The sequence below is a fragment of the Flavobacterium sp. 140616W15 genome (assembly GCF_003668995.1).
GTDB lineage: Bacteria > Bacteroidota > Bacteroidia > Flavobacteriales > Flavobacteriaceae > Flavobacterium.
The window spans coordinates 2,439,876-2,460,450 of the sequence record NZ_CP033068.1 but is presented as its reverse complement, the minus strand read 5'-3'; the positions used below and the strand labels follow the sequence as shown (position 1 = coordinate 2,460,450).

Genomic DNA, 20,575 nt, shown 5'->3' with positions numbered 1-20,575 from the left:
TATCTCGTTCCCTAATCGGACTAATTCTACTTTTGTTAGTATTGGGTATCGCATTGTCTTTGCCTGTGGTTCAGACCAAAATTGCAAATTATATTACAGACACATTAAACTCAGATTTTGGTACACATATATCTGTTGATAAAGTTTCTGTAAGTGTTTTTGGTGGAGTAAAACTCAGGAAAGTTTTAATAATGGATCACCATAAAGATACTTTAATCTATTCTGATTTAATTAAAACAAATATTTTAGGAGTTAAAAGAGTTCTTGATGGCGATTTAATTTTCGGCGAAATTCGTTTGACCGGTTTGCTATTTAATTTGAAAACCTATAAAAACGAAAAGAAAACCAACCTTGATGTCTTCATTCATTCGTTTGAAACGGGAAAACCAACACCTCCTAACGCAAAAAAATTCTTGCTTACCGCAAAAGATGCCTACATTACTAATGGGCATTTTATTTTAACAGATGAAAATCGTCTAGTTCCAAAAGATGTCGATTTTACAAAGTTAAATGCACATATAAGTGATTTTAAACTTCATGGACCTGATGTGAGTACAAGGATTCATAAACTATCATTTTTAGATCATAGAGGCTTGTATGTTGCTAATTTAACATCACGATTTAGTTATACTAAGAAACAAATGAAGCTTGAAAAGCTTTCTATTTTAACTAAATATTCTAAAATATATGGTGCAGCTACACTAAACTATCGCATAGAGGATTTTGCTAAATTTACTGATAAAGTTCAATTTGATGTTGCCTTAGATTCAGCTAATATAGGTTCAAATGACATTCGTTATTTTTATAAAGAGTTAGGTAAAGATCAGTATTTCCGTGTCAAATCAAAAATAGATGGAACTTTAAATGATTTGAATCTGAAACGACTTACATTATCGGATCTGCATAAATCTAATATTGTTGGAAACATTAATTTTAAAAACCTTTTTGGAAAAAATGACCAAGAGTTTCTAATGAACGGAAAATTCGACAGACTCTCTTCTAGTTATGATAATCTGGTTGTTTTATTACCAAATGTATTAGGGAAAAAATTACCTAAAGAGTTGCAACGAATTGGTAAATTTACAATTGATGGTAAAGCAAAAGTATCTAAAACAGCATTAGATGTTGATTTTTATATGACAACCGATTTAGGAAACGGTCTTGTTGATCTAAATATGAATGAAATCAACTTTATTGATAAAGCGTCATATGCAGGAAATATTGTTTTAGAAAATTTTAATGTAGGCGCTTTACTTGGTAGAAAAGATATAGGAAAAACAACACTTAATATTGATGTTGATGGAAAAGGATTTACCGATAAGCACTTAAATACTGTAATTAAAGGAGATGTTCAGAAGTTTAATTATAATAATTATACATATAGTAATATTGTATTAAATGGTAATTTTAAATTACCACATTATAAAGGGAAACTTTCTGTAAATGATCCAAACTTGAATATGACTTTTGATGGTTTGGTTGATTTAAGCAGAAGAGATAGTAAATATGATTTTCATATTAATGTTGAAAATGCTGATTTACATAAGCTGAAATTTGTCAAAGATTCTGTATCCGTTTTTAAAGGAGATGTTGTGGTTCAGGTTGCTGGAAATACAATCGAAAATCTTCAAGGAAACATTAGTATTAACGATGCGGTTTATCAAAATCCAAAATCGACTTATATTTTTGATCAAGTCAATATTAGTTCAAATTTTGATGCCGATAAAATACGCACGATTACTATAAATTCGACTGATGTTGTTAATGGCCAAATTGTAGGTAAATTTAAATTTAATCAATTAGAAAGTTTAGTAACAAACTCTGTGGGTAGTTTATATGCTAATTATAAACCATTGAAGGTGAGTAAAGGGCAGTTTTTACGCTTTGATTTTATTGTTTATAATAAAATAATCGAAATATTCTATCCAAATATAGAACTTGCTACTAATACGATTGTTAGAGGTAAAATTGATGCCGATAAGCAAGAGTTTAAGCTTAAGTTTAATTCACCTCAGATAAAAGCGAAACAGAATACTTTTGATAACATAAGAGTTTCAGTTGATAATAAAAATCCTTTATATAATGCCTATGTAGAACTTGATAGTATTAAAACTAAGTACTATAAAGTGCGTGATTTTAGTTTGATTAATGTCACTATGAACGATACTTTGTTTGTAAGATCAGAGTTTAAAGGAGGTTCAAAAGGAGAAGATTTTTTCAACTTTAATTTATATCATACTATTGATAAGAACAAAAATAACATTGTCGGAATAAATAAATCTGAGTTGAGATTCAAGAACTCTATGTGGTATTTGAATGAAAAAGACGAACCAGACAATCAAATAATTTTCGATAAGAAATTTAAAAACTTTGATATCGATAATATTATTTTATCTCACCAAAATCAGCAAATAGAGCTGGTTGGACAAATAAAAGATGGAGATTATAAAGACTTGAAATTAAGTTTTAAAGATGTTGATCTTAATAAAATCACGCCAACTAATGAAAAATTTGTTTTGAATGGTGATATTAATGGAGAGATTAATTTTAAGCAAAAAAAGAATGCTTATCAACCAACTGCTTCAATTCAAATAAATAAATTGAATGTGAATAAGACTGATTTAGGTGCTTTGAATTTTAATATTGCCGGAGATGAAAACCTAAGGAAGTTTACAATAAATTCATCGGTAGAAAATGATAAATCGGAGTTATTCAAGTTATTTGGAACCTTCGAGATTATTAATAAAGAAACAATACTTGATTTACAATTAAAATTTGATTCATTCAATTTAGCTGCAATTAATACTTTGGGAGGCGATGTGCTGTCTAATATTAGAGGTTATGTTTCTGGAAACGCTGCGATAATTGGTAATTTAAAAAGGCCAGATGTAAACGGACGTTTGTATTTGGATAAAGCAGGAATGACAATTCCTTATTTGAATATTGATTATCAATTAAATGATAAAACTATTGTTGATGTAACTGATGAAAAGTTTTTGTTAAGAAATAATACAATTACGGATACTAAATACGGCACTAAAGGGATTTTAAATGGAGTTGTAGAACACGATAATTTTACCGATTGGAAACTCGATTTGGATATTAGTTCGAAAAGATTACTTGCATTAGATACAAAAGATAGTGAAGATGCTGCTTATTTTGGTACGGCATTCATTAATGGTAAAGCTACGATTAAAGGGCCAACTTCGTCTTTGTTTATTAAAGTTGATGCAAAATCAGAGAAAGGAACATCAGTAAAAATTCCAATCAATGATGCGCAAACAATGAGTGATAATAATTTCATCCATTTTGTTACTGCAAAAGAAAAATACAATTTAGCAAATGGAATTGTTGAAACTACAAGAAATTATAATGGTCTTGAGTTAGAGTTTGATTTTGATATTACACCAGATGCTGAAGTTGAAGTAATCTTAGATAGAAATTCTGGACACGGAATGAAAGGTAAGGGATTTGGGTCGTTATTATTTAAAATAAATACGTTAGGTAAGTTCAATATGTGGGGGGATTTCCAGGCATATGAAGGGACGTATAATTTTAAATACGGAGGATTAATCGATAAGAAGTTTATTGTAAAAAAAGGAGGCTCGATTTCGTGGGAAGGTAATCCGATGAAGGCACAGTTAAATCTTGAAGCAGTTTATAAAACATCTGCAAACCCTGCGGTATTACTTGAGAATTCTTCTTTTAGTAAAAAAGTACCCGTAGAGGTGGTGATAGGTATTCGTGGGGATTTAACAAGTCCTGAGCCCGATTTTAATATCGATTTCCCAACAGTTAGTAATGTATTAAAATCGGAAATTCAATATAAGTTAGTAGATAAAGACGTTCGACAAACACAAGCACTTTATCTATTGTCTTCTGGAGGATTCTTGAGTCCTGAAGGAGTGAGTCAATCTGATTTTTCTAGTAGTTTGTTTGAAACTGCTAGTAATTTATTAGGAGGAATAATCCATTCTGATAGCGATAAGATTGATATCGGTTTTACATATACTTCTGCAGATAGAAGACTTGGTCAGGAAGCAGATGGTCAATTTGCGGCGACGATTTCGTCACAAATTAATGAAAGAATTACCATAAACGGAAAAGTAGGAGTACCAGTAGGTGGAATTAATGAATCTGCGATTGTAGGTGATGTTGAAGTGCAGTATAGAGTTAATGAAGACGGAAGCATGAATTTGCGTTTGTTTAATAGAGAAAACGATATTAATTATATAGGACAAGGAATTGGTTACACCCAAGGTATGGGAGTCTCATACGAAGTCGATTTTGATACTTTTAAAGAATTGGTAAACAAGATATTTAAGAATCATAAATTAGAACGTGCCATTAAAGGATCGAATTCAAATGATGATTTTCAGGATTCGTCTATAGATCCAGCTTATCTTGATTTCTCAAAGTCAAAGAAAACTAATAAAAAAGAAAAAGAAAAGGTAAAACCAAATACCCAAGGATTAATTCCTGAAGAAGATTAGTAAACTTACATGTGTTAATGTGTTTTAGTTTTGTTAATCTTTTTTTTACCCCTCTTAATTTTCTTATCTTTAAATTTGATTGTATTCAAATTTTTAACACTTCAGTCAAGTATTGTTATTTTTAAATTATTAATTAAAATAAATGACTTTTTTTATTTTATTGATTTTTTTTAGTATCCGAAAACTTATTAACGAAAACGTTTGAATTTAACATATTCTATTAACTTATTATAAATATAGCCCGAATAGTGGTGAATGTTTGTTAATTTTACACTTTAATACTTAAATAATGCCAAAAACAATAAAAAAAGTTGGTGTTCTTACATCAGGAGGAGATTCACCAGGAATGAATGCAGCTATTCGATCAGTAGTTCGAACTTGTGCATATCATAACATCGAATGTATCGGAATTTATAGAGGCTACCAAGGAATGATTGAAGGGGACTTCAAAGAGATGGGACCTCGAAGTGTAAATAATATTGTAAATAAAGGAGGAACGATTTTAAAATCGGCTCGCTCATTGGAATTTAAAACTCCAGAAGGAAGAAAAAAAGCACATGAGAATCTTGTAAAAGCAGGAATCGATGCTTTTGTTGTAATAGGGGGTGACGGAAGTTTTACCGGAGGTTTGCTATTCAACTCAGAATATAATTTCCCAATAATGGGAATCCCAGGAACTATAGATAATGATATTTTTGGTACGAGTCACACTTTAGGGTATGATACGGCTTTAAATACAGTTGTAGATTGTATAGATAAAATACGTGATACGGCAAGTTCACATAATCGTCTGTTTTTTGTAGAGGTTATGGGAAGAGATGCTGGACATATAGCTCTTAACGCTGGAATTGGAGCAGGAGCAGAAGAGATTCTTATTCCTGAAGAAGATTTAGGGTTAGATAGATTACTAGAATCACTTCAAAAAAGTAAGGCTTCAGGAAAATCATCAAGTATTGTTGTAATTGCTGAGGGAGATAAAATTGGTAAAAACGTATTTGAATTAAAAGATTACGTTGAAGCTAATTTACCAGAATATGATGTTAGGGTTTCTGTATTAGGACATATGCAAAGAGGAGGCTCACCTTCATGTTTTGACCGTGTTCTAGCAAGTAGATTAGGTGTAAAAGCTGTAGAATCTTTGCTTGAAGGAAAATCAAATTATATGGTTGGATTGCAAAATGATAAAGTATCATTAACACCTTTGGAGCAAGCTATTAAAGGTAAATCAGAAATAGATAGAGAATTGCTACGCGTTTCTGAGATCATGTCAACATAAAAATTAGAATAAAAATAAAATTGAAGTTTATTGTGAGGAAATTAGACTTTGAAAATAAGTAGAATAAACAAAAAATAAATAAAAATTTAGAAAAATGTCAAAAGTAAAATTAGGAATAAACGGATTTGGAAGAATTGGAAGAATCGTTTTCAGAGAGTCTTTCAATAGAGATAATGTAGAGGTAGTAGCAATCAATGATTTGCTTGATGTAGATCATTTAGCCTATTTATTAAAATATGATTCAGTTCACGGTCGTTTTAACGGTACTGTAGAAGTAAAAGAAGGAAAACTTTTTGTAAACGGAAATCATATTCGTGTAACTGCAGAAAGAGAACCAGCTAACCTTAAATGGAATGAAGTAAATGTAGATGTTGTTGCTGAATGTACTGGTTTTTTCACAACTATCGAAACTGCAAATGCTCACATTACAGGAGGTGCTAAAAAAGTAATCATTTCTGCTCCATCAGCAGATGCTCCAATGTTTGTAATGGGAGTAAACCATGAAACTGCAAAAGCTACAGATACAGTAGTTTCTAATGCATCATGTACTACAAACTGTTTAGCTCCTTTAGCTAAAGTTATTCATGATAACTTTGAAATCGTAGAAGCTTTAATGACAACTGTTCACGCGACAACTTCAACTCAAATGACAACTGACGGTCCTTCTAGAAAAGACTGGAGAGGTGGTCGTGCAGCAAACTTAAATATTATTCCTTCATCAACTGGTGCAGCTAAAGCTGTTGGAAAAGTTATTCCATCATTGAACGGAAAATTAACAGGTATGTCAATGCGTGTTCCTACTGCTGACGTTTCTGTTGTAGATTTAACTGTAAAAGTTGCTAAAGAAACTTCTTATGAAGAGATTATGGCAGTTTTGAAAAAAGCTTCAGAAACTACAATGAAAGGTATCTTAGGATATACTGAAGATTTAGTTGTTTCTCAAGATTTTATTTCTGATCCTAGAACTTCTATTGTAGATGCTCATGCAGGAATTGGATTAAATTCTACTTTCTTTAAACTAGTATCTTGGTATGATAATGAGTATGGATACTCTAGTAAATTAATTGATTTATCTGTGCATATCGCAGGTCTTAAATAATTTTATATACATTTCAAAATCCCGTTATTGAATAGATAGCGGGATTTTTTATTATTTTGTTTGACTCTCAATAATGTGAATAATTACACTTAATATTGTAAGATGAAAAACTAAACCGAAAACTAAATAAAATAAAATGAAATTAATAGTTGATAGTGGCTCTACTAAAGCAGATTGGATAGCAATTGATGATAATGGCAAGATATTATTCACAACACAAACCTTAGGATTAAATCCTGAAATTCTTAATGGGGATGAAATCGTAAGTCGATTAAATGACCGTTTTGATATATTACAAAATAAAAATACAGCTACACATTTATTCTTTTACGGAGCAGGTTGTGGCACAGATAGAATGAAAATTGCTCTATCACAAATTTTTCAAGAATATTTCGTTAACGCAATTGTTGATGTTCATGAAGATACTTATGCAGCAGTATATGCAACTACTCCAAAAGGAGAGAAAGCTATTGTTAGTATCTTAGGAACTGGGTCAAATTGTAGTTACTTTGATGGTAAACAATTATATCAAAAAGTACAATCATTAGGCTATATCGCAATGGATGATTGTAGTGGTAATGTTTTTGGAAAAGAATTAATCAGAAAATATTATTTTAATAAAATGCCTCAGGATTTAGCAGTTGAATTTGCAAAAGAATACAACATGGATCCAGATTTTATTAAAAACAAATTATATAAAGAACCAAATCCAAATGCATATTTGGCTACTTTTGCTAAGTTTTTAATCAAGCACAAAGATTCTGAGTTTTGCAGAAAAATCATCTTTAAAGGGATGAAATCATTTGTTAAGAATTACATCAGACAATTTGATAATTGTAAAGAAGTTCCAGTTCATTTTGTAGGTTCAATTGCTTACTATTTAAAAGATGAATTACAAGAGACTTTTGATAAATACGAATTGCAATTAGGTAATGTTTTAAGACGTCCAATCGATGGACTTATCGCATATCATATTTCTAATAAATAAAAGTAAATGAAAAGTATGGAGATTGCTATTATAGCCCACGATGGTAAAAAAGCAGACATGGTTCAGTTTTTAAATAAAAATAAAACACTCCTACTTAAGGAAAATATTAAACTTATCGCAACCGGAACTACAGGAAGTAAAGCTATAAATGCTGGTTTTAAAGTTCGAAAAATGCTTTCAGGTCCTATGGGAGGAGATGCCCAAATAGCTGCAAGAGTAGCAGAAGGGAAAACACATATGGTTTTCTTTTTAAGGATCCGTTAGCAAGTCATGCTCATGAAGTCGATATTAATATGTTAATCCGTGTTTGTGATGTACATAATGTGCCATTGGCGACTAACGAAGCTTCAGCACAATTATTACTAAATGCTATTGCGTTAGAATTGTAAAAATCCATATTAAATTTTATAACGAACCGTTTCAATTATTTGAGGCGGTTTTTTTTATTTCTAATTACACTTCAATCTGTTTTTATATATAAAGGAATCATGAATCTGATTTGTTATTCATGATAAAAATATATAAGATATCGTTCTGTTTTAGGTAAAAAAAAGAATCGGTTAAAAAATAGAATGAATATAGGGATTCAGCTTTATAAAGGGCTTAAAGTGTTTCTTTAGAGAAAAGATAGGGAAAGTAGTAGGTAAGAGATGTGCTTTTGTAGAGATGTGATAATGTGCCGTAGTTATCATTGAGGCTTCGGCACATTAATCCTGAATTTTATCGTATTGCAATTATAGAAATTTCTACATTTACGTTTTTAGGTAAGCAAGCAACTTGAACTGTTTCGCGTGCAGGAGCAGTTTTTTCGTCAAAATAAGAACCGTATACACTGTTGATAGCGGCAAAATTATTCATGTCCATTATAAAAATAGTTGCTTTTACAATGTGCTCAAAAGTCATGTCTGCAGCTTTAAGAATAGCAGCTATATTTTCCATTACTTGTTTGGTCTCATCAAGAATATTATCTGTAATTAATTCTCCTGTTTGAGGATTAATAGCAATTTGACCAGATGCATAAAGAGTGTCGTTCTTTAAGACAGCTTGGTTGTATGGGCCAATTGGAGCTGGAGCATTTTCGGTAAATATGATTTTTTTCATGATTGTATCAATTTATATTAAATGTGTTTTATTTGTAGCAGAATCAGCTTATCTGTTAATAGTGCTTCTTTTGTTCCATTTGATGTCGCTAAGAACTCCAGATTTTATTCCGATAAAGAAATTCCAGTTTGAATATGGACCTATTGGAGTCCAGTTAAAATCCATTCTCCAGCTTAATAAATCTCTTTCAAAACGAAGTTGGGTAAAAGTAACTCCCTTTTGTACAAAATCATATCCTGTAGAGATACCACCTTTCCATTTTGGGGTAATATCCATATTAGCAGAAATCATTATAGAGTTTCCAATGATTTTGTTTTCTCTCATGGCATTTCCGTATGTTAGAGAGTAAGCAAGTGTCATATCCCATGGAAGTTTTGCGTTGAAAAATTGAGTTATTTCATTATCCTCTTCTTCTGAGCCGTCAAATTGGCTTTTACGTTGATCATTTAAATCAGTGCTTCTTCCAAATAAATCATCTTCACGACCACCGTTTCTTGTGTTTTGGCTATTTGAATCGTCTTTTTTACTTTTTTCTTTATTCGAAATAGAATAGTTTAATGTCATATTTGCACTAGTCATTCTGAATAAGCTTCCTCCATTATCGATGTTGAAAACATTCATTTGTTTTCCTGCATTATCAATTGCATATGGATTTAATGTAGCTCCAAAATTAATATTCATTTTGTTTTCAAGGAGCTGTGTTCCTCCACTAACTCTTAATGGTTGCCATGCAAATGATGTAATTCCGTCAGCATTGAAATTATAACTTGTAGAGAAGTTTAAATTGTTAAGCAACATTATTTTTTTAGGTTCTGTTTTTGTACTGTCTTTATCAGTAACTTTTGCCTCAAAAGTATTACTTAAATCAAATCCTATAATATTGGAGTTGTTGTTACCTGGTGCTCCAAAAATACCTCCTTCAAAACGGCTGTATTCTTTCATCGTAGCTCCTGTTGCATCAGCAGAGTAGGTATCGTAATATTTATCGAAACTAGGAGTATATCCATAAGAAATGGATGGACGCATTACGTGGCGAATCGATTTTATTTTCTTGTCTTCACCAAAATTAAAAGTACCGTATATAGTTGTACCAAGGCTTGAACTAAACGAGTAGGTTCTATATGCGTCAAAACCATTTACAGTTTTGTCAATTACTTTGTTTTGATCTGCGTCATATAACTTTTGGATAGTTTTCGTTTGCCATACTTCTTGGTAATTTGCTGTTGTACTTGCACTAAAATATTTGAATAATTTAAAGTTAGTACTTATCGGAATACTGTGTTTAGCTCCGATTTTTGCATCATCAAACATTTGAGGTTTGAAAAATAGAGAATCGGTTGTTACGATACTGTTTTTACCACTTAGGTTGTATTGGAAGTTAATGTTTTTAATGAATCCTTTTTTAACTCCGTTTTTCCCTGCGAACGGGTATATTCTGTCAACACTCGCTTCTAATGTTGGTAAAGTCATATTAATGACTTCGGTTTGTGTGTTTTGAGAGTGTGTCGCAGTTAACGATGTACGTATTTGTGGTAGCGTATTAAAAGTTTTGCTATAAGAAACAGATGAGCTTAAAGTGTTGTTTAAGTTAGATCCAATATTAGCTTGGTTAATAGATTGTTTAAAATATTTACTACTACCCATATTTACCGAAGCAGAAAAACTCGAATTCGGACTCGACTTTGTATCCTTAGAATGTGACCACTGAATGTTGTAAATGTTTTGTCTAGAGTAGTCTGGGTATCCTCTTTCGCTAGATATTAAGTTTTCAAAACGAACATTTATATTACCTCTATATTTATATCTTTTTGCATAGGCCGATTCGAAACGCATGGCATAACTTCCGTTTGTATAATAATCACCTAAAACCGTTAAATCATAATTATCGCTTAAAGCAAAATAATAACCACCGTTTTGCAATGAGAATCCTCGGGTGTTGGAGTCATTATAACTTGGTAGAATTATACCAGAGATGCTTTTTTCAGACGACATAGGAAAATAAGCAAATGGTAATGCAATAGGGGTAGGTACATCGGCAATTACCATATTGGTTAATCCAGTGATTACTTTTTTTCCAGGAATAAATTTAACTTTATTTGTTTGAAAGTAGTATTCAGGGTTGTCAACATCTTTTGATGTTGTAAAACGGGCACCTTTTAAGAAATAAACAGAGTCATTTTCTTTTTTAGTGATACTGGCTTTGATTCTAAATTCGCCTTGTTCTGATCTTGAGTTCCAGATTAAAGCTTTTTTTGTTTTAAAATTAAATCGAATTGAATCTGGTTCAACGGCGCTTGCTCCTTGTTTAAAATTGGGATACTGAGTATAAACACCTGCCGAATCTTTGAGACGACCTGCATAAACTTCGTTTTTTTCGTAATCTAAAACAATGATGCCTGATTTTAGTTCAACATCCTGGTAATATAACTCCGCTTCATTATATAAGGTAATAAGCTTTCTTTTTTGGTCAATCTTAGCATAATCTTTGGCTTTGTATCTTACTTTGCCATCCAAAAAAGCTTTTTTTGGTTTTATGCTATCGACCTTTACGGAGTCTATAGTTGTAGTTTTTATGCTATCTGGCTGTATACTAGCGTTTATAGCTTTCTTTTTTTTGTTCGTGTCTTGTGAATATATATTACCACATCCTAATGTTAGGAAAAATGATAATAAAACGATATTAAATAAGTTTGTATGCAAAGGTTTAAATACTATTTTTGTAAAAATATGGCTTGTTTTTTGACATGTCAAACTTACATATAATTTTTTGTCAAAAATAATCAATTAAAAAAATTATAGTAGTTGTATTTTATTAAAATTAACTTTTAGATTATATGGATATATTTAACAAAAATAGGGTAATATTTAGTTTTTTTCTAACTATAATTTCATTTTGTGCCTACAGTCAATCTAATGTTTTTAAAGTAACTTTAGATGCAGGACACGGAGATCATGATTTTGGGGCGGTTTATAGTGGGCGTATTGAGAAAAATATTGCTTTGTCAATAGTTTTAAAGGTTGGGAAAATATTAGAGTCTTATCCTAATATTAATGTAATATATACTCGTAAAACAGATGTATTTATAGGTTTGATCGAAAGAGCTAACATTGCTAATAGAGCCAATTCAAGTATTTTTGTGTCTATACACTGTAATGCAAATAAAAATACCGCTGCATTTGGAACCGAAACTTATGTAATGGGTATGAATAAAGCGGCTTCTAATCTTGAGGTGGCAAAAAACGAGAACTCGGTTATTACATTAGAGAAAGATTACAAGCAAAAATACGAAGGATTTGATCCGGGTTCACCAGAATCTATGATTGGAATGACCTTGATGCAAGAAGAATATTTAGACTATAGTATTGCATTAGCTAGTAAAATCGAAGATGCATTTGGTTTAATGGGGAAAAAATTGCGTGGTGGTGGTGTAAAACAAGCTCCTTTTATGGTGCTCCACAAGGCGTATATGCCAAGAGTTTTAGTAGAAACAGGTTTTATTTCAAATCCAGCTGAGGGAGATATCTTAAACTCAGAAGACGGACAAGATGAATATGCAAAAGCAATTGCAGGGGCTATCATAAGTTATAAGAAAGAATATTTTGGTAGTGGTTCTGCTGATCCTGTTGAGGAAAGACCCGTTTCAAAAAATGTTGAAAAACCAGTAAAAGATTCAACACCTGTAAAAACGACCAATACAGCTCCTCCTCAAAAAAATACGATAAAATCTAATTCAGATGGTTCTATATATAAGGTACAACTTTTGGCTAGTATAAAAAAGACACCATTAGCACCAGCAAACTTTAAAGGCTTAACTGGAGTTTCTGTAGTATATGAGAATAATGTTTATAAATATACCTATCAACAAACAGCCGATTATAATCAAGCAAAAAAATATTTGCAAGAAGCAAAAGAGAAGGGCTATGACTCAGCTTTTTTGATTGCATTTAAATATGGAGAAAAAATTAGTATCCAAGACTCGCTTAAATAATAATTACAAGTTCAATATTTTTATATTAAATTTGTACAAACACTTACATTTTGAAACTAACAAGAGAAATTAAAACGGCTATTTTAGTCATTGCATCAATTTTATTATTTATTTGGGGGTACAGCTTTTTAAAAGGCAAGGACCTCTTTACTGATTACAAGACATTTTATGTTGAATACGATAATGTAGAAGGATTAGCTACATCTGCACCAGTTACCTTAAACGGATTAGCAATTGGTAAAATTAATGGTATTAAAATTAATGAAGCTACTGGGAAATTGTTGGTTGAATTACAATTAAAAACTGATTTTCCTATTTCTAAATCAAGTACGGCTTCTATATATGAGCCTGGATTAATAGGAGGAAAGCAAATTGCAATTTATCCAAACTTTAATGATAAAGAGCCTGCTGTAGAGGGGCAATTATTTAAAGGAACAACTAAACTTGGTTTAACAGCAGGTTTGGCTGATAAATTAGCGCCAGTTCAGGACAAAGTAGAGAAGATGCTAGTTAATATTGATAAACTTGTTTCAGGTTTAAATAATGTTCTTGATCAAAAAGGACAGGAAGACCTAAAAAAGAGTTTAGCTGAATTAAGTAAAACAATGGAGCAATTTCATAAAGCTTCTGGAAGCATCAATTCAATTTTAGATACTAATAAAGGACAAATTAATGGAGTTGTTACTAACTTTAATAAAATGTCTGGAAATTTTGCTAAAATGTCTGATTCATTAAATAAAGCAGATCTAGGTAAAACGGTTAGAAGTTTAAACCAAGCATTAGCTAAAGTTGATGGTTTAATGAATGGATTAAACTCAGGTAAAGGTACAATGGGTAAATTATTAAAAGACGAAGCGCTTTATAATAACCTGCAAGCAACTTCTAAAGAATTAGAATTATTGTTACAAGATGTACGTTTATCGCCAACACGTTATGTAAATGTTTCGCTTTTTGGAAAGAAAAACAAGCCATACGTTGCACCAGTTAACGATTCGATTTCTAAAAAATAAACTTAAAATATGAGTTATTTAGATAATATTTTATTTGCCATTCTTCTTATTATTGGTTTTGGTTTTTTTGCGTCAAGTGTGAAAAAAATTATTCGAAACATAAACTTAGGAGTAGATGTAAATCGTAAAGACAATCCAAAAGCACGTTGGAGAAACATGGCTATGATTGCTCTAGGTCAGTCTAAAATGGTAAAAAGACCAATTGCAGGAGTATTGCATATTGTTGTTTATGTTGGTTTTATTATCATAAATATCGAATTACTCGAAATTATCATCGATGGTTTATTTGGTACGCATAGAGTTTTTGCACCCTATTTAGGTCCAGTATATGATGTACTAATAGGTTCTTTTGAAATATTAGCTTTATTGGTTTTGGTAGCAGTAATAGTTTTCTGGATACGAAGAAACGTTATTCGATTGAAGCGTTTTATTAATCCAGATTTAAATGGGTTCCCAAAAAATGATGCAAATTATATCTTGTATTTTGAGGTAATATTAATGACATTATTCTTGTTGATGAATGCTTCTGATTTGCATTTGCAAAATGTTCCAGGAGGATTTTCGCACTTTCATAAAGCAGGTAGTTTTCCTGTAAGTCAGTTTATAGCGCCAATTTTTAACGGGATGTCTAATGAGTTGGTGATGCTGTTATGTGAAGCATTTTGGTGGTTGCATATTATAGGTATTCTTATTTTTATGAATTACTTATATTTCTCAAAACATTTACATATTTTATTGGCTTTCCCAAATACGTATTTTGCTAATTTGAATCCAGAAGGTCAGTTCGATAATTTAGAGTCGGTTACAAAAGAGGTTAAATTGATGATGGATCCTAATGCTGATCCATTTGCAGCTGCTCCAGTAGATGAAAATGCCACTCCTAGTAAGTTTGGTGCGAGCGATGTTCAGGACTTGAATTGGGTACAGTTATTAAATGCATATACGTGTACAGAATGTGGTCGTTGTACTTCAGCTTGTCCTGCAAACCAAACAGGAAAAAAATTGTCTCCTCGTAAAATTATGATGGATACAAGAGATCGTTTGCAAGAAGTAGGTAATAATATAGATGCTAATAAAGGAGTTTTTGTTCCAGATAACAAGTCATTATTAAATGATTATATAACTCCTGAAGAATTGTGGGCATGTACATCTTGTAATGCATGTGTTGAAGAATGTCCAGTAAATATTAGTCCATTATCAATTATTATGGATATGCGTCGTTATTTGGTTATGGAGCAAAGTGCTGCGCCAATGCCTTTAAATGCAATGATGACAAATATTGAAAATAATGGGGCGCCTTGGCAATACAATCAGCAAGATAGATTGAATTGGAAGAATGAAAATTAGGATAATTTAATTGATTGTTTTTAATCGTTTAAATAAAATAAATTTCGGTTTTAGTGAATTAGCAATTAAATTAATTTTTACAGCTATATAATCAGATTAGCGATTAACCGATTTAACAAAAAAAGAAGATGTCAGAAAGTTTAGTTGTGCCAACAATGGCAGAAATGCTAGCCCAAGGAAAACAACCAGAAGTTTTATTTTGGGTAGGTTGTGCAGGAAGTTTTGATGATAGAGCTAAGAAAATCACAAAAGCATTTGTTCGAATATTAAATCGTGCAAATGTTTCTTTTGCGGTTCTTGGTACAGAGGAAAGTTGTACTGGTGATCCTGCAAAACGTGCTGGAAATGAATTTTTGTTTCAAATGCAAGCTATGATGAATATTGAAGTTCTGAATGCTTATGAAGCAAAAAAAATAGTTACAGCTTGTCCCCATTGTTTTAATACATTAAAAAATGAATATCCTGAATTGGGTGGTCAATATGAAGTAGTGCATCATACTGAATTTCTTAAGTCTTTGCTAGATGATGGGCGATTGACAATTGAAGGTGGCCAGTTTAAAGGAAAGCGTATTACTTTTCATGATCCGTGTTATTTAGGTAGAGCTAATAAGATATATGAAGCGCCAAGAGCATTAATTGAGAAGCTTGATATTGAGTTGGTCGAAATGAAACGCTCTAAAGCAAACGGATTGTGTTGTGGAGCTGGTGGAGCTCAAATGTTTAAAGATGCTGAACCAGGTACAAAAGAGATTAATGTAGAGCGTACAGAAGATGCGCTTGAAACTAAACCAGATATTATTGCAGCAGGTTGTCCGTTTTGTAATACAATGTTAACTGATGGTATTAAGCACCAGGAAAAAGAAGATTCTGTAAAAGTTTTAGACATTGCAGAATTGATTGCAAATGCACAGGATCTTTAGTTTTTAGGAGCAAAGGTTGAAAGTAGCAAAGGTTCAAAGTAGCAAAGGTTCAAAGGAACAGAGGTTCAAAGGAACAGAGGTTCAAAGGAACAGAGGTTCAAAGGGACAGAGGTTTAGAGTGATAAAAGTTTTGTTATGAGGTTTTAAAAAAACTTGAAAAGTTTTTTTAACCTGAAACCTGAAACCTGAAACCTGAAACCTGAAACCTGAAACCTGAAACCTGAAACCTGAAACCTGAAACCTGAAACCTGAAACCTGAAACCTGAAACCTGAAACCTGAAACCTGAAACCTGAAACCTGAAACCTGAAACAAAAAAAACAATAACATAAAATAAAATAATTAAAATGTATATCCCTTTTGAAAATTTACCTGGTGAATCCAGAATTTGGATTTATCAATCAAACAGAAAATTTTCTGATGAGGAATTTTCTGAAATAGAGACTGACTTAAAATCCTTTGTTGAAGGTTGGGCAGCACACGGAACAAGTTTAGAAGCTTCATATGAAATGAAATACAATCGATTTATTATATTGGCTGTAAATCAAGATGTGCAAGCTGCGACTGGTTGTTCTATTGATAGCTCAGTTGAATTTATTCAGAGTTTAGAGAAGAAGTATAATGTTGATTTACTTGATAAAATGAACGTTACATTTAAACTTGGTGAGCACATTGCGCATAAACCTTTGATTGATTTTAAGAAAATGGTTAAAGATAAATCAGTATCTGAGAATACGATTGTTTTTAATAATCTTGTAAATAATATAGAAGAATACAACGAGTCATGGGAAGTTCCTGCAGCTGATAGCTGGCACAGTCGTTTTTTCTAAGAAGATACCCAAATAATATTGAAGGCATGAGATTATATTTCATGCCTTTTTTTGTGTCTCAGAATGAAATTAATATGTTGTATTAAGGAGTTTTATGTGATTCGTTATCTTTAAAATTTATTATGAGTTTCTTATGAAAAAACATAATTTATCACCTAGCCCCGATGGAAACGATATCCCGCGTTTTTTCTGTACGGATTTAGTGTACAGCGGGTTCGGTGGTTCTGTTGAATAAAAATGATTCTGCTTCTAAAAAAGAATAAAAAATAGTTTAGTGGTTTTGAAATGCCTTTAGATGCTTGTTTGGATCGATGGAATTACTTTTTAACTTAAATTTCACTTCTATCAAACGCTATTTTTGAGTACTTTCGTAGTACTAAAATTAATACATGAAAATAGCAATAGTTTGTTATCCTACTTTTGGAGGGAGCGGAGTCGTGGCAACTGAGCTCGGCCTTGAATTAGCAAGACGTGGTCACGAAATTCATTTTATAACTTATAGCCAGCCTGTTAGGTTAGCACTCTTGAATCCTAATGTACATTATCACGAAGTAAATGTTCCAGAATATCCTTTGTTTCATTATCAACCATATGAATTGGCTTTGTCCAGCAAATTAGTTGATATGGTGAAGTTGTATAAGATTGAATTGCTCCACGTACATTATGCTATACCGCACGCATATGCTGGTTATATGGCGAAGCAAATGCTTAAAAACGAAGGAATTCATATCCCGATGATTACAACGCTTCACGGGACTGATATTACTCTTGTAGGGAATCATCCTTTTTATAAACCTGCAGTGACTTTTAGTATCAATAAATCAGATTATGTGACTTCGGTTTCACAGAGTTTAAAAGATGATACTTTGAAATTATTTAATATTAAGAATAAAATTAAGGTGATTCCTAATTTTATTGAACTGGATAAAGTAAAGAAAGACCCAGATGCTCCTTGTCATCGTTATGTTATGGCTAAGGAAAATGAGCGTATTATTACTCATATTAGTAATTTTAGAAAAGTAAAACGTATTCCGGATATTATTAAGATTTTTTATAATATTCAGAAAGAAATACCTGCTAAACTGATGATGGTTGGTGATGGTCCTGAAAAGGAAAAAGCCGAAATTTTATGTCAGGAATTAGGAATTTACGATAAAGTAATCTTTTTTGGAAACAGTAATGAGGTAGATAAAATTTTATGTTTTACGGACTTATTTTTATTGCCTTCTGAAACAGAGAGTTTTGGTTTAGTAGCACTTGAAGCTATGTCTTGCGGAGTTCCTGTAATTTCAAGTAATTCGGGTGGATTGCCAGAAGTGAATTTTGATGGATATTCTGGGTATTTAAGCGATGTTGGTAATGTCGAAGAAATGTCTGTAAATGCCTTAAAAATTCTTAAAGATGATGCAACTTTAAATGAGTTTAAAGCAAATGCTTTAGAAGTTGCTAAGAAATTTGATATTAAAAATATCTTACCTAAGTACGAAGCTTTATATCAAAAAGCGATTAACAATTATAAGGAAATTAAGTAATTATTAATTTAAATAATTAAAAATGAAAAAGATACTAGGATTGTTTGTTTCGGTTTTTGTGATTTCTTGTGGGGCTACTAAATCTGTAGACAAAAGCACGGGTTTGTATGAAGTATTAACACAACAGAGTGATGGCGGTGGAAATATTCGTTTTTTTGAAATCTTAAGCGAACCCAATGAAATCATGATGTTGAAAAGTGATGAGTCTTTAAAAGGCAAAATAAACCAAGATGATATTAATAAATCAAATTATGTTATCTTGAATATGGGAGAGAAAAATACTGGAGGCTATTTTATTGGTGTTGAAAAAGTGGAAGAAACAGATACTAATATCGTTATTACTGTTAAAGAAACTGCTCCTGCTCCTGATAGCATGGTAATGCAGGTGATTACTTATCCTTATGCGGTTGTTAAAATAAATTCTAAAAAAGACATTATTATTAAATAAAAAAAAAGATCCTGTAGCTTAAGCTACAGGATCTTTTTATAAATACATTTTATTAAAATTGAAATTTGATTCCTAATCCGATATCAAATCCAAAATTATCATCGTCATAATATCCAGAACCAATTTCTGGTCTTGCATCTAATGAAAGTAAGATAGGTACTTCTTTAAATCCGTATTCAATACCTATATTTCCGGCAGCAAATACAAAAGTTCCATTGTCTTTATATTGGTTGTAATCGTGACTCCAGCTACCGATACCACCACCGACACCTGCGTACCAATTAAAACCTTGATCTATGTTCCAAACCCATTGGTAAAGACCTACTAATTTAAACGCATCAACGTCTCTACTGTTTCTCCAACCCAAATCTGCTTCAATTCTATTATTTTTAGATAATGCTCTTTGGTAAGAAATTTCTCCTCCAAATCCGTGATTATCTCCTAAACGCAAACCAAGTGCATTTTTAGAAATATCTTGTGCCTGGGCAGTAAATGCCAATCCTAGCAGCATAATAGCTGACAAAATTATTTTTTTCATAAGTAAGTATTTATTTTGACAAAGTTATTATATGAATTATAAGTTAAATTTACAGAAAATTTGTTAATTGTTTCATAATTCACATTTTTAGTTTTCAAAACATTTTCATTAATGAATAATGATAAATTTATTTAGGGATAAAACGTGATGTAATTAGTTGGTTACTTATGTTGTCTTCCATTTCAAAAAGATTCTCTTCTTCTTGGAAATTCATTTGGGAGTAATGAAATAGCTTCCATCTTTTTTTGTGGTATTCTAATGCGGTTAAGTTTTCAATCCAGTCACCAGAATTTAGATAAAGTGTTGATCCATTTTTGTTCTCTTTTTTTATGATTTTTGGTTCATGTATGTGTCCGCAGATTACATAATCATATTTTTTTTCTATTGCCAAGTCTGTTGCAGTAGTTTCAAAATCAGAAATATGTTTGACAGCTTTTTTTACACTGGCTTTGATTTTTTTTGAAAAAGAATAAGGTTCCTTATCTATTTTAGATAAGCACCAGTTTACAAAACGATTGGTTAAAATGAGGTAATCATAACCTATTCCACCAAGTTTTGCAATCCATTTTGAGTGCTGTACAGAAGCATCGAATACATCTCCGTGAAAAATCCAAGCTTTTTTATCATCCAATTCAAGAATTAATTTATCAACTAGAGCAAAACTACCCATAGTCATTTCGCTGAATTTTCTTAATATTTCGTCGTGATTTCCAGTTACATAATATACTTTTGTTCCCTTAGAAGCGAAACCAATAATTTTTTGAATTACTTTTAAATGAGACTTTGGGAAGTAGGATTTGCGGAATTGCCATGCATCAATTATGTCTCCATTTAGTACTAGTATTTTTGGTTTAATGCTTGATAAATAATTGCTTAGTTCTCTGGCATGGCTTCCATAGGTTCCTAAGTGTACATCTGATATTACTACAACTTCAACATTTCTTTTTTTCAATTTTTTTCAATTTGATGTTTAACAAATTTAAAGAATCTACTATTGATTTGTTTT

General features: G+C 31.5%; 15 protein-coding genes and 1 pseudogene. 12 read left to right on the top strand and 4 right to left on the bottom strand.

Translation table 11 applies throughout. The features are described from left to right. Positions 1-32 precede the first annotated feature (32 nt). The 5 genes and pseudogenes from EAG11_RS10420 to EAG11_RS10400 all read left to right on the top strand — a co-directional run bounded on the left by EAG11_RS10420 (position 33) and on the right by EAG11_RS10400 (position 8,245). Entirely contained in the window at positions 33-4,493 is a 4,461-nt protein-coding gene (locus EAG11_RS10420; RefSeq protein WP_242499344.1) for a translocation/assembly module TamB domain-containing protein, read from the top strand. A 289-nt stretch (positions 4,494-4,782) separates the two neighbouring features. Further along, the gene (gene pfkA / locus EAG11_RS10415) at positions 4,783-5,769 is read left to right on the top strand and encodes a 6-phosphofructokinase (protein ID WP_129539119.1); all 987 of its coding nucleotides are present in this window, start codon (positions 4,783-4,785) and stop codon (positions 5,767-5,769) included. A gap of 94 nt (positions 5,770-5,863) precedes the next feature. Next, positions 5,864-6,868, top strand: a complete 1,005-nt coding sequence (gene gap / locus EAG11_RS10410) for a type I glyceraldehyde-3-phosphate dehydrogenase (RefSeq protein WP_129539118.1) — start codon at positions 5,864-5,866, stop codon at positions 6,866-6,868. Positions 6,869-7,004: 136 nt separating this feature from the next. Next, positions 7,005-7,856, top strand: coding sequence for an N-acetylglucosamine kinase (locus EAG11_RS10405; RefSeq protein ID WP_129539117.1), 852 nt, complete (start codon positions 7,005-7,007; stop codon positions 7,854-7,856). A gap of 15 nt (positions 7,857-7,871) precedes the next feature. Further along, a pseudogene (locus EAG11_RS10400) lies at positions 7,872-8,245 on the top strand (methylglyoxal synthase). Positions 8,246-8,576: 331 nt separating this feature from the next. On the opposite strand, the gene EAG11_RS10395 reads toward EAG11_RS10400, so the two are convergent. Then, positions 8,577-8,957, bottom strand: coding sequence for a RidA family protein (locus tag EAG11_RS10395; RefSeq protein WP_129539116.1), 381 nt, complete (start codon positions 8,955-8,957; stop codon positions 8,577-8,579). A 48-nt stretch (positions 8,958-9,005) separates the two neighbouring features. Beyond that, a complete protein-coding gene (locus EAG11_RS10390; protein ID WP_371414638.1) occupies positions 9,006-11,741 on the bottom strand; it encodes a putative LPS assembly protein LptD in 2,736 nt (911 codons plus the stop codon). Between the two features lie 50 nt (positions 11,742-11,791). Here EAG11_RS10390 and EAG11_RS10385 point away from each other — a divergent pair, with 50 nt between their 5' ends. The 7 genes from EAG11_RS10385 (at position 11,792) to EAG11_RS10350 (ending at position 19,031) form a co-directional block, all read left to right on the top strand. Next, on the top strand, positions 11,792-12,946 hold the full coding sequence (locus tag EAG11_RS10385) for an N-acetylmuramoyl-L-alanine amidase (RefSeq protein WP_129539114.1): 1,155 nt from the start codon (positions 11,792-11,794) through the stop codon (positions 12,944-12,946). A 50-nt stretch (positions 12,947-12,996) separates the two neighbouring features. Next, positions 12,997-13,956 (top strand): MlaD family protein, encoded by a 960-nt coding sequence (locus EAG11_RS10380; RefSeq protein ID WP_129539113.1) that lies wholly within the window; start codon positions 12,997-12,999, stop codon positions 13,954-13,956. Between the two features lie 9 nt (positions 13,957-13,965). Then, positions 13,966-15,303: a (Fe-S)-binding protein gene (locus EAG11_RS10375; RefSeq protein WP_129539112.1), complete on the top strand. Its 1,338-nt coding sequence runs from the start codon at positions 13,966-13,968 to the stop codon at positions 15,301-15,303. Between the two features lie 128 nt (positions 15,304-15,431). Further along, a complete protein-coding gene (locus EAG11_RS10370) occupies positions 15,432-16,223 on the top strand; it encodes a (Fe-S)-binding protein (protein WP_129539111.1) in 792 nt (263 codons plus the stop codon). A gap of 345 nt (positions 16,224-16,568) precedes the next feature. Beyond that, a complete protein-coding gene (locus tag EAG11_RS10360) occupies positions 16,569-17,051 on the top strand; it encodes an ABC transporter ATPase (RefSeq protein WP_129539110.1) in 483 nt (160 codons plus the stop codon). A gap of 389 nt (positions 17,052-17,440) precedes the next feature. After that, complete coding sequence (gene bshA / locus EAG11_RS10355; RefSeq protein WP_129539109.1) at positions 17,441-18,583, top strand: N-acetyl-alpha-D-glucosaminyl L-malate synthase BshA; 1,143 nt, start codon at positions 17,441-17,443, stop codon at positions 18,581-18,583. Positions 18,584-18,605: 22 nt separating this feature from the next. Then, on the top strand, positions 18,606-19,031 hold the full coding sequence (locus EAG11_RS10350; protein ID WP_129539108.1) for a protease complex subunit PrcB family protein: 426 nt from the start codon (positions 18,606-18,608) through the stop codon (positions 19,029-19,031). Positions 19,032-19,083: 52 nt separating this feature from the next. Here EAG11_RS10350 and EAG11_RS10345 read toward each other — a convergent pair whose 3' ends face one another. Continuing rightward, a complete protein-coding gene (locus EAG11_RS10345; RefSeq protein WP_129539107.1) occupies positions 19,084-19,569 on the bottom strand; it encodes a hypothetical protein in 486 nt (161 codons plus the stop codon). Between the two features lie 127 nt (positions 19,570-19,696). Continuing rightward, the gene (locus tag EAG11_RS10340; RefSeq protein WP_129539106.1) at positions 19,697-20,521 is read right to left on the bottom strand and encodes a UDP-2,3-diacylglucosamine diphosphatase; all 825 of its coding nucleotides are present in this window, start codon (positions 20,519-20,521) and stop codon (positions 19,697-19,699) included. Positions 20,522-20,575: the final 54 nt, after the last annotated feature.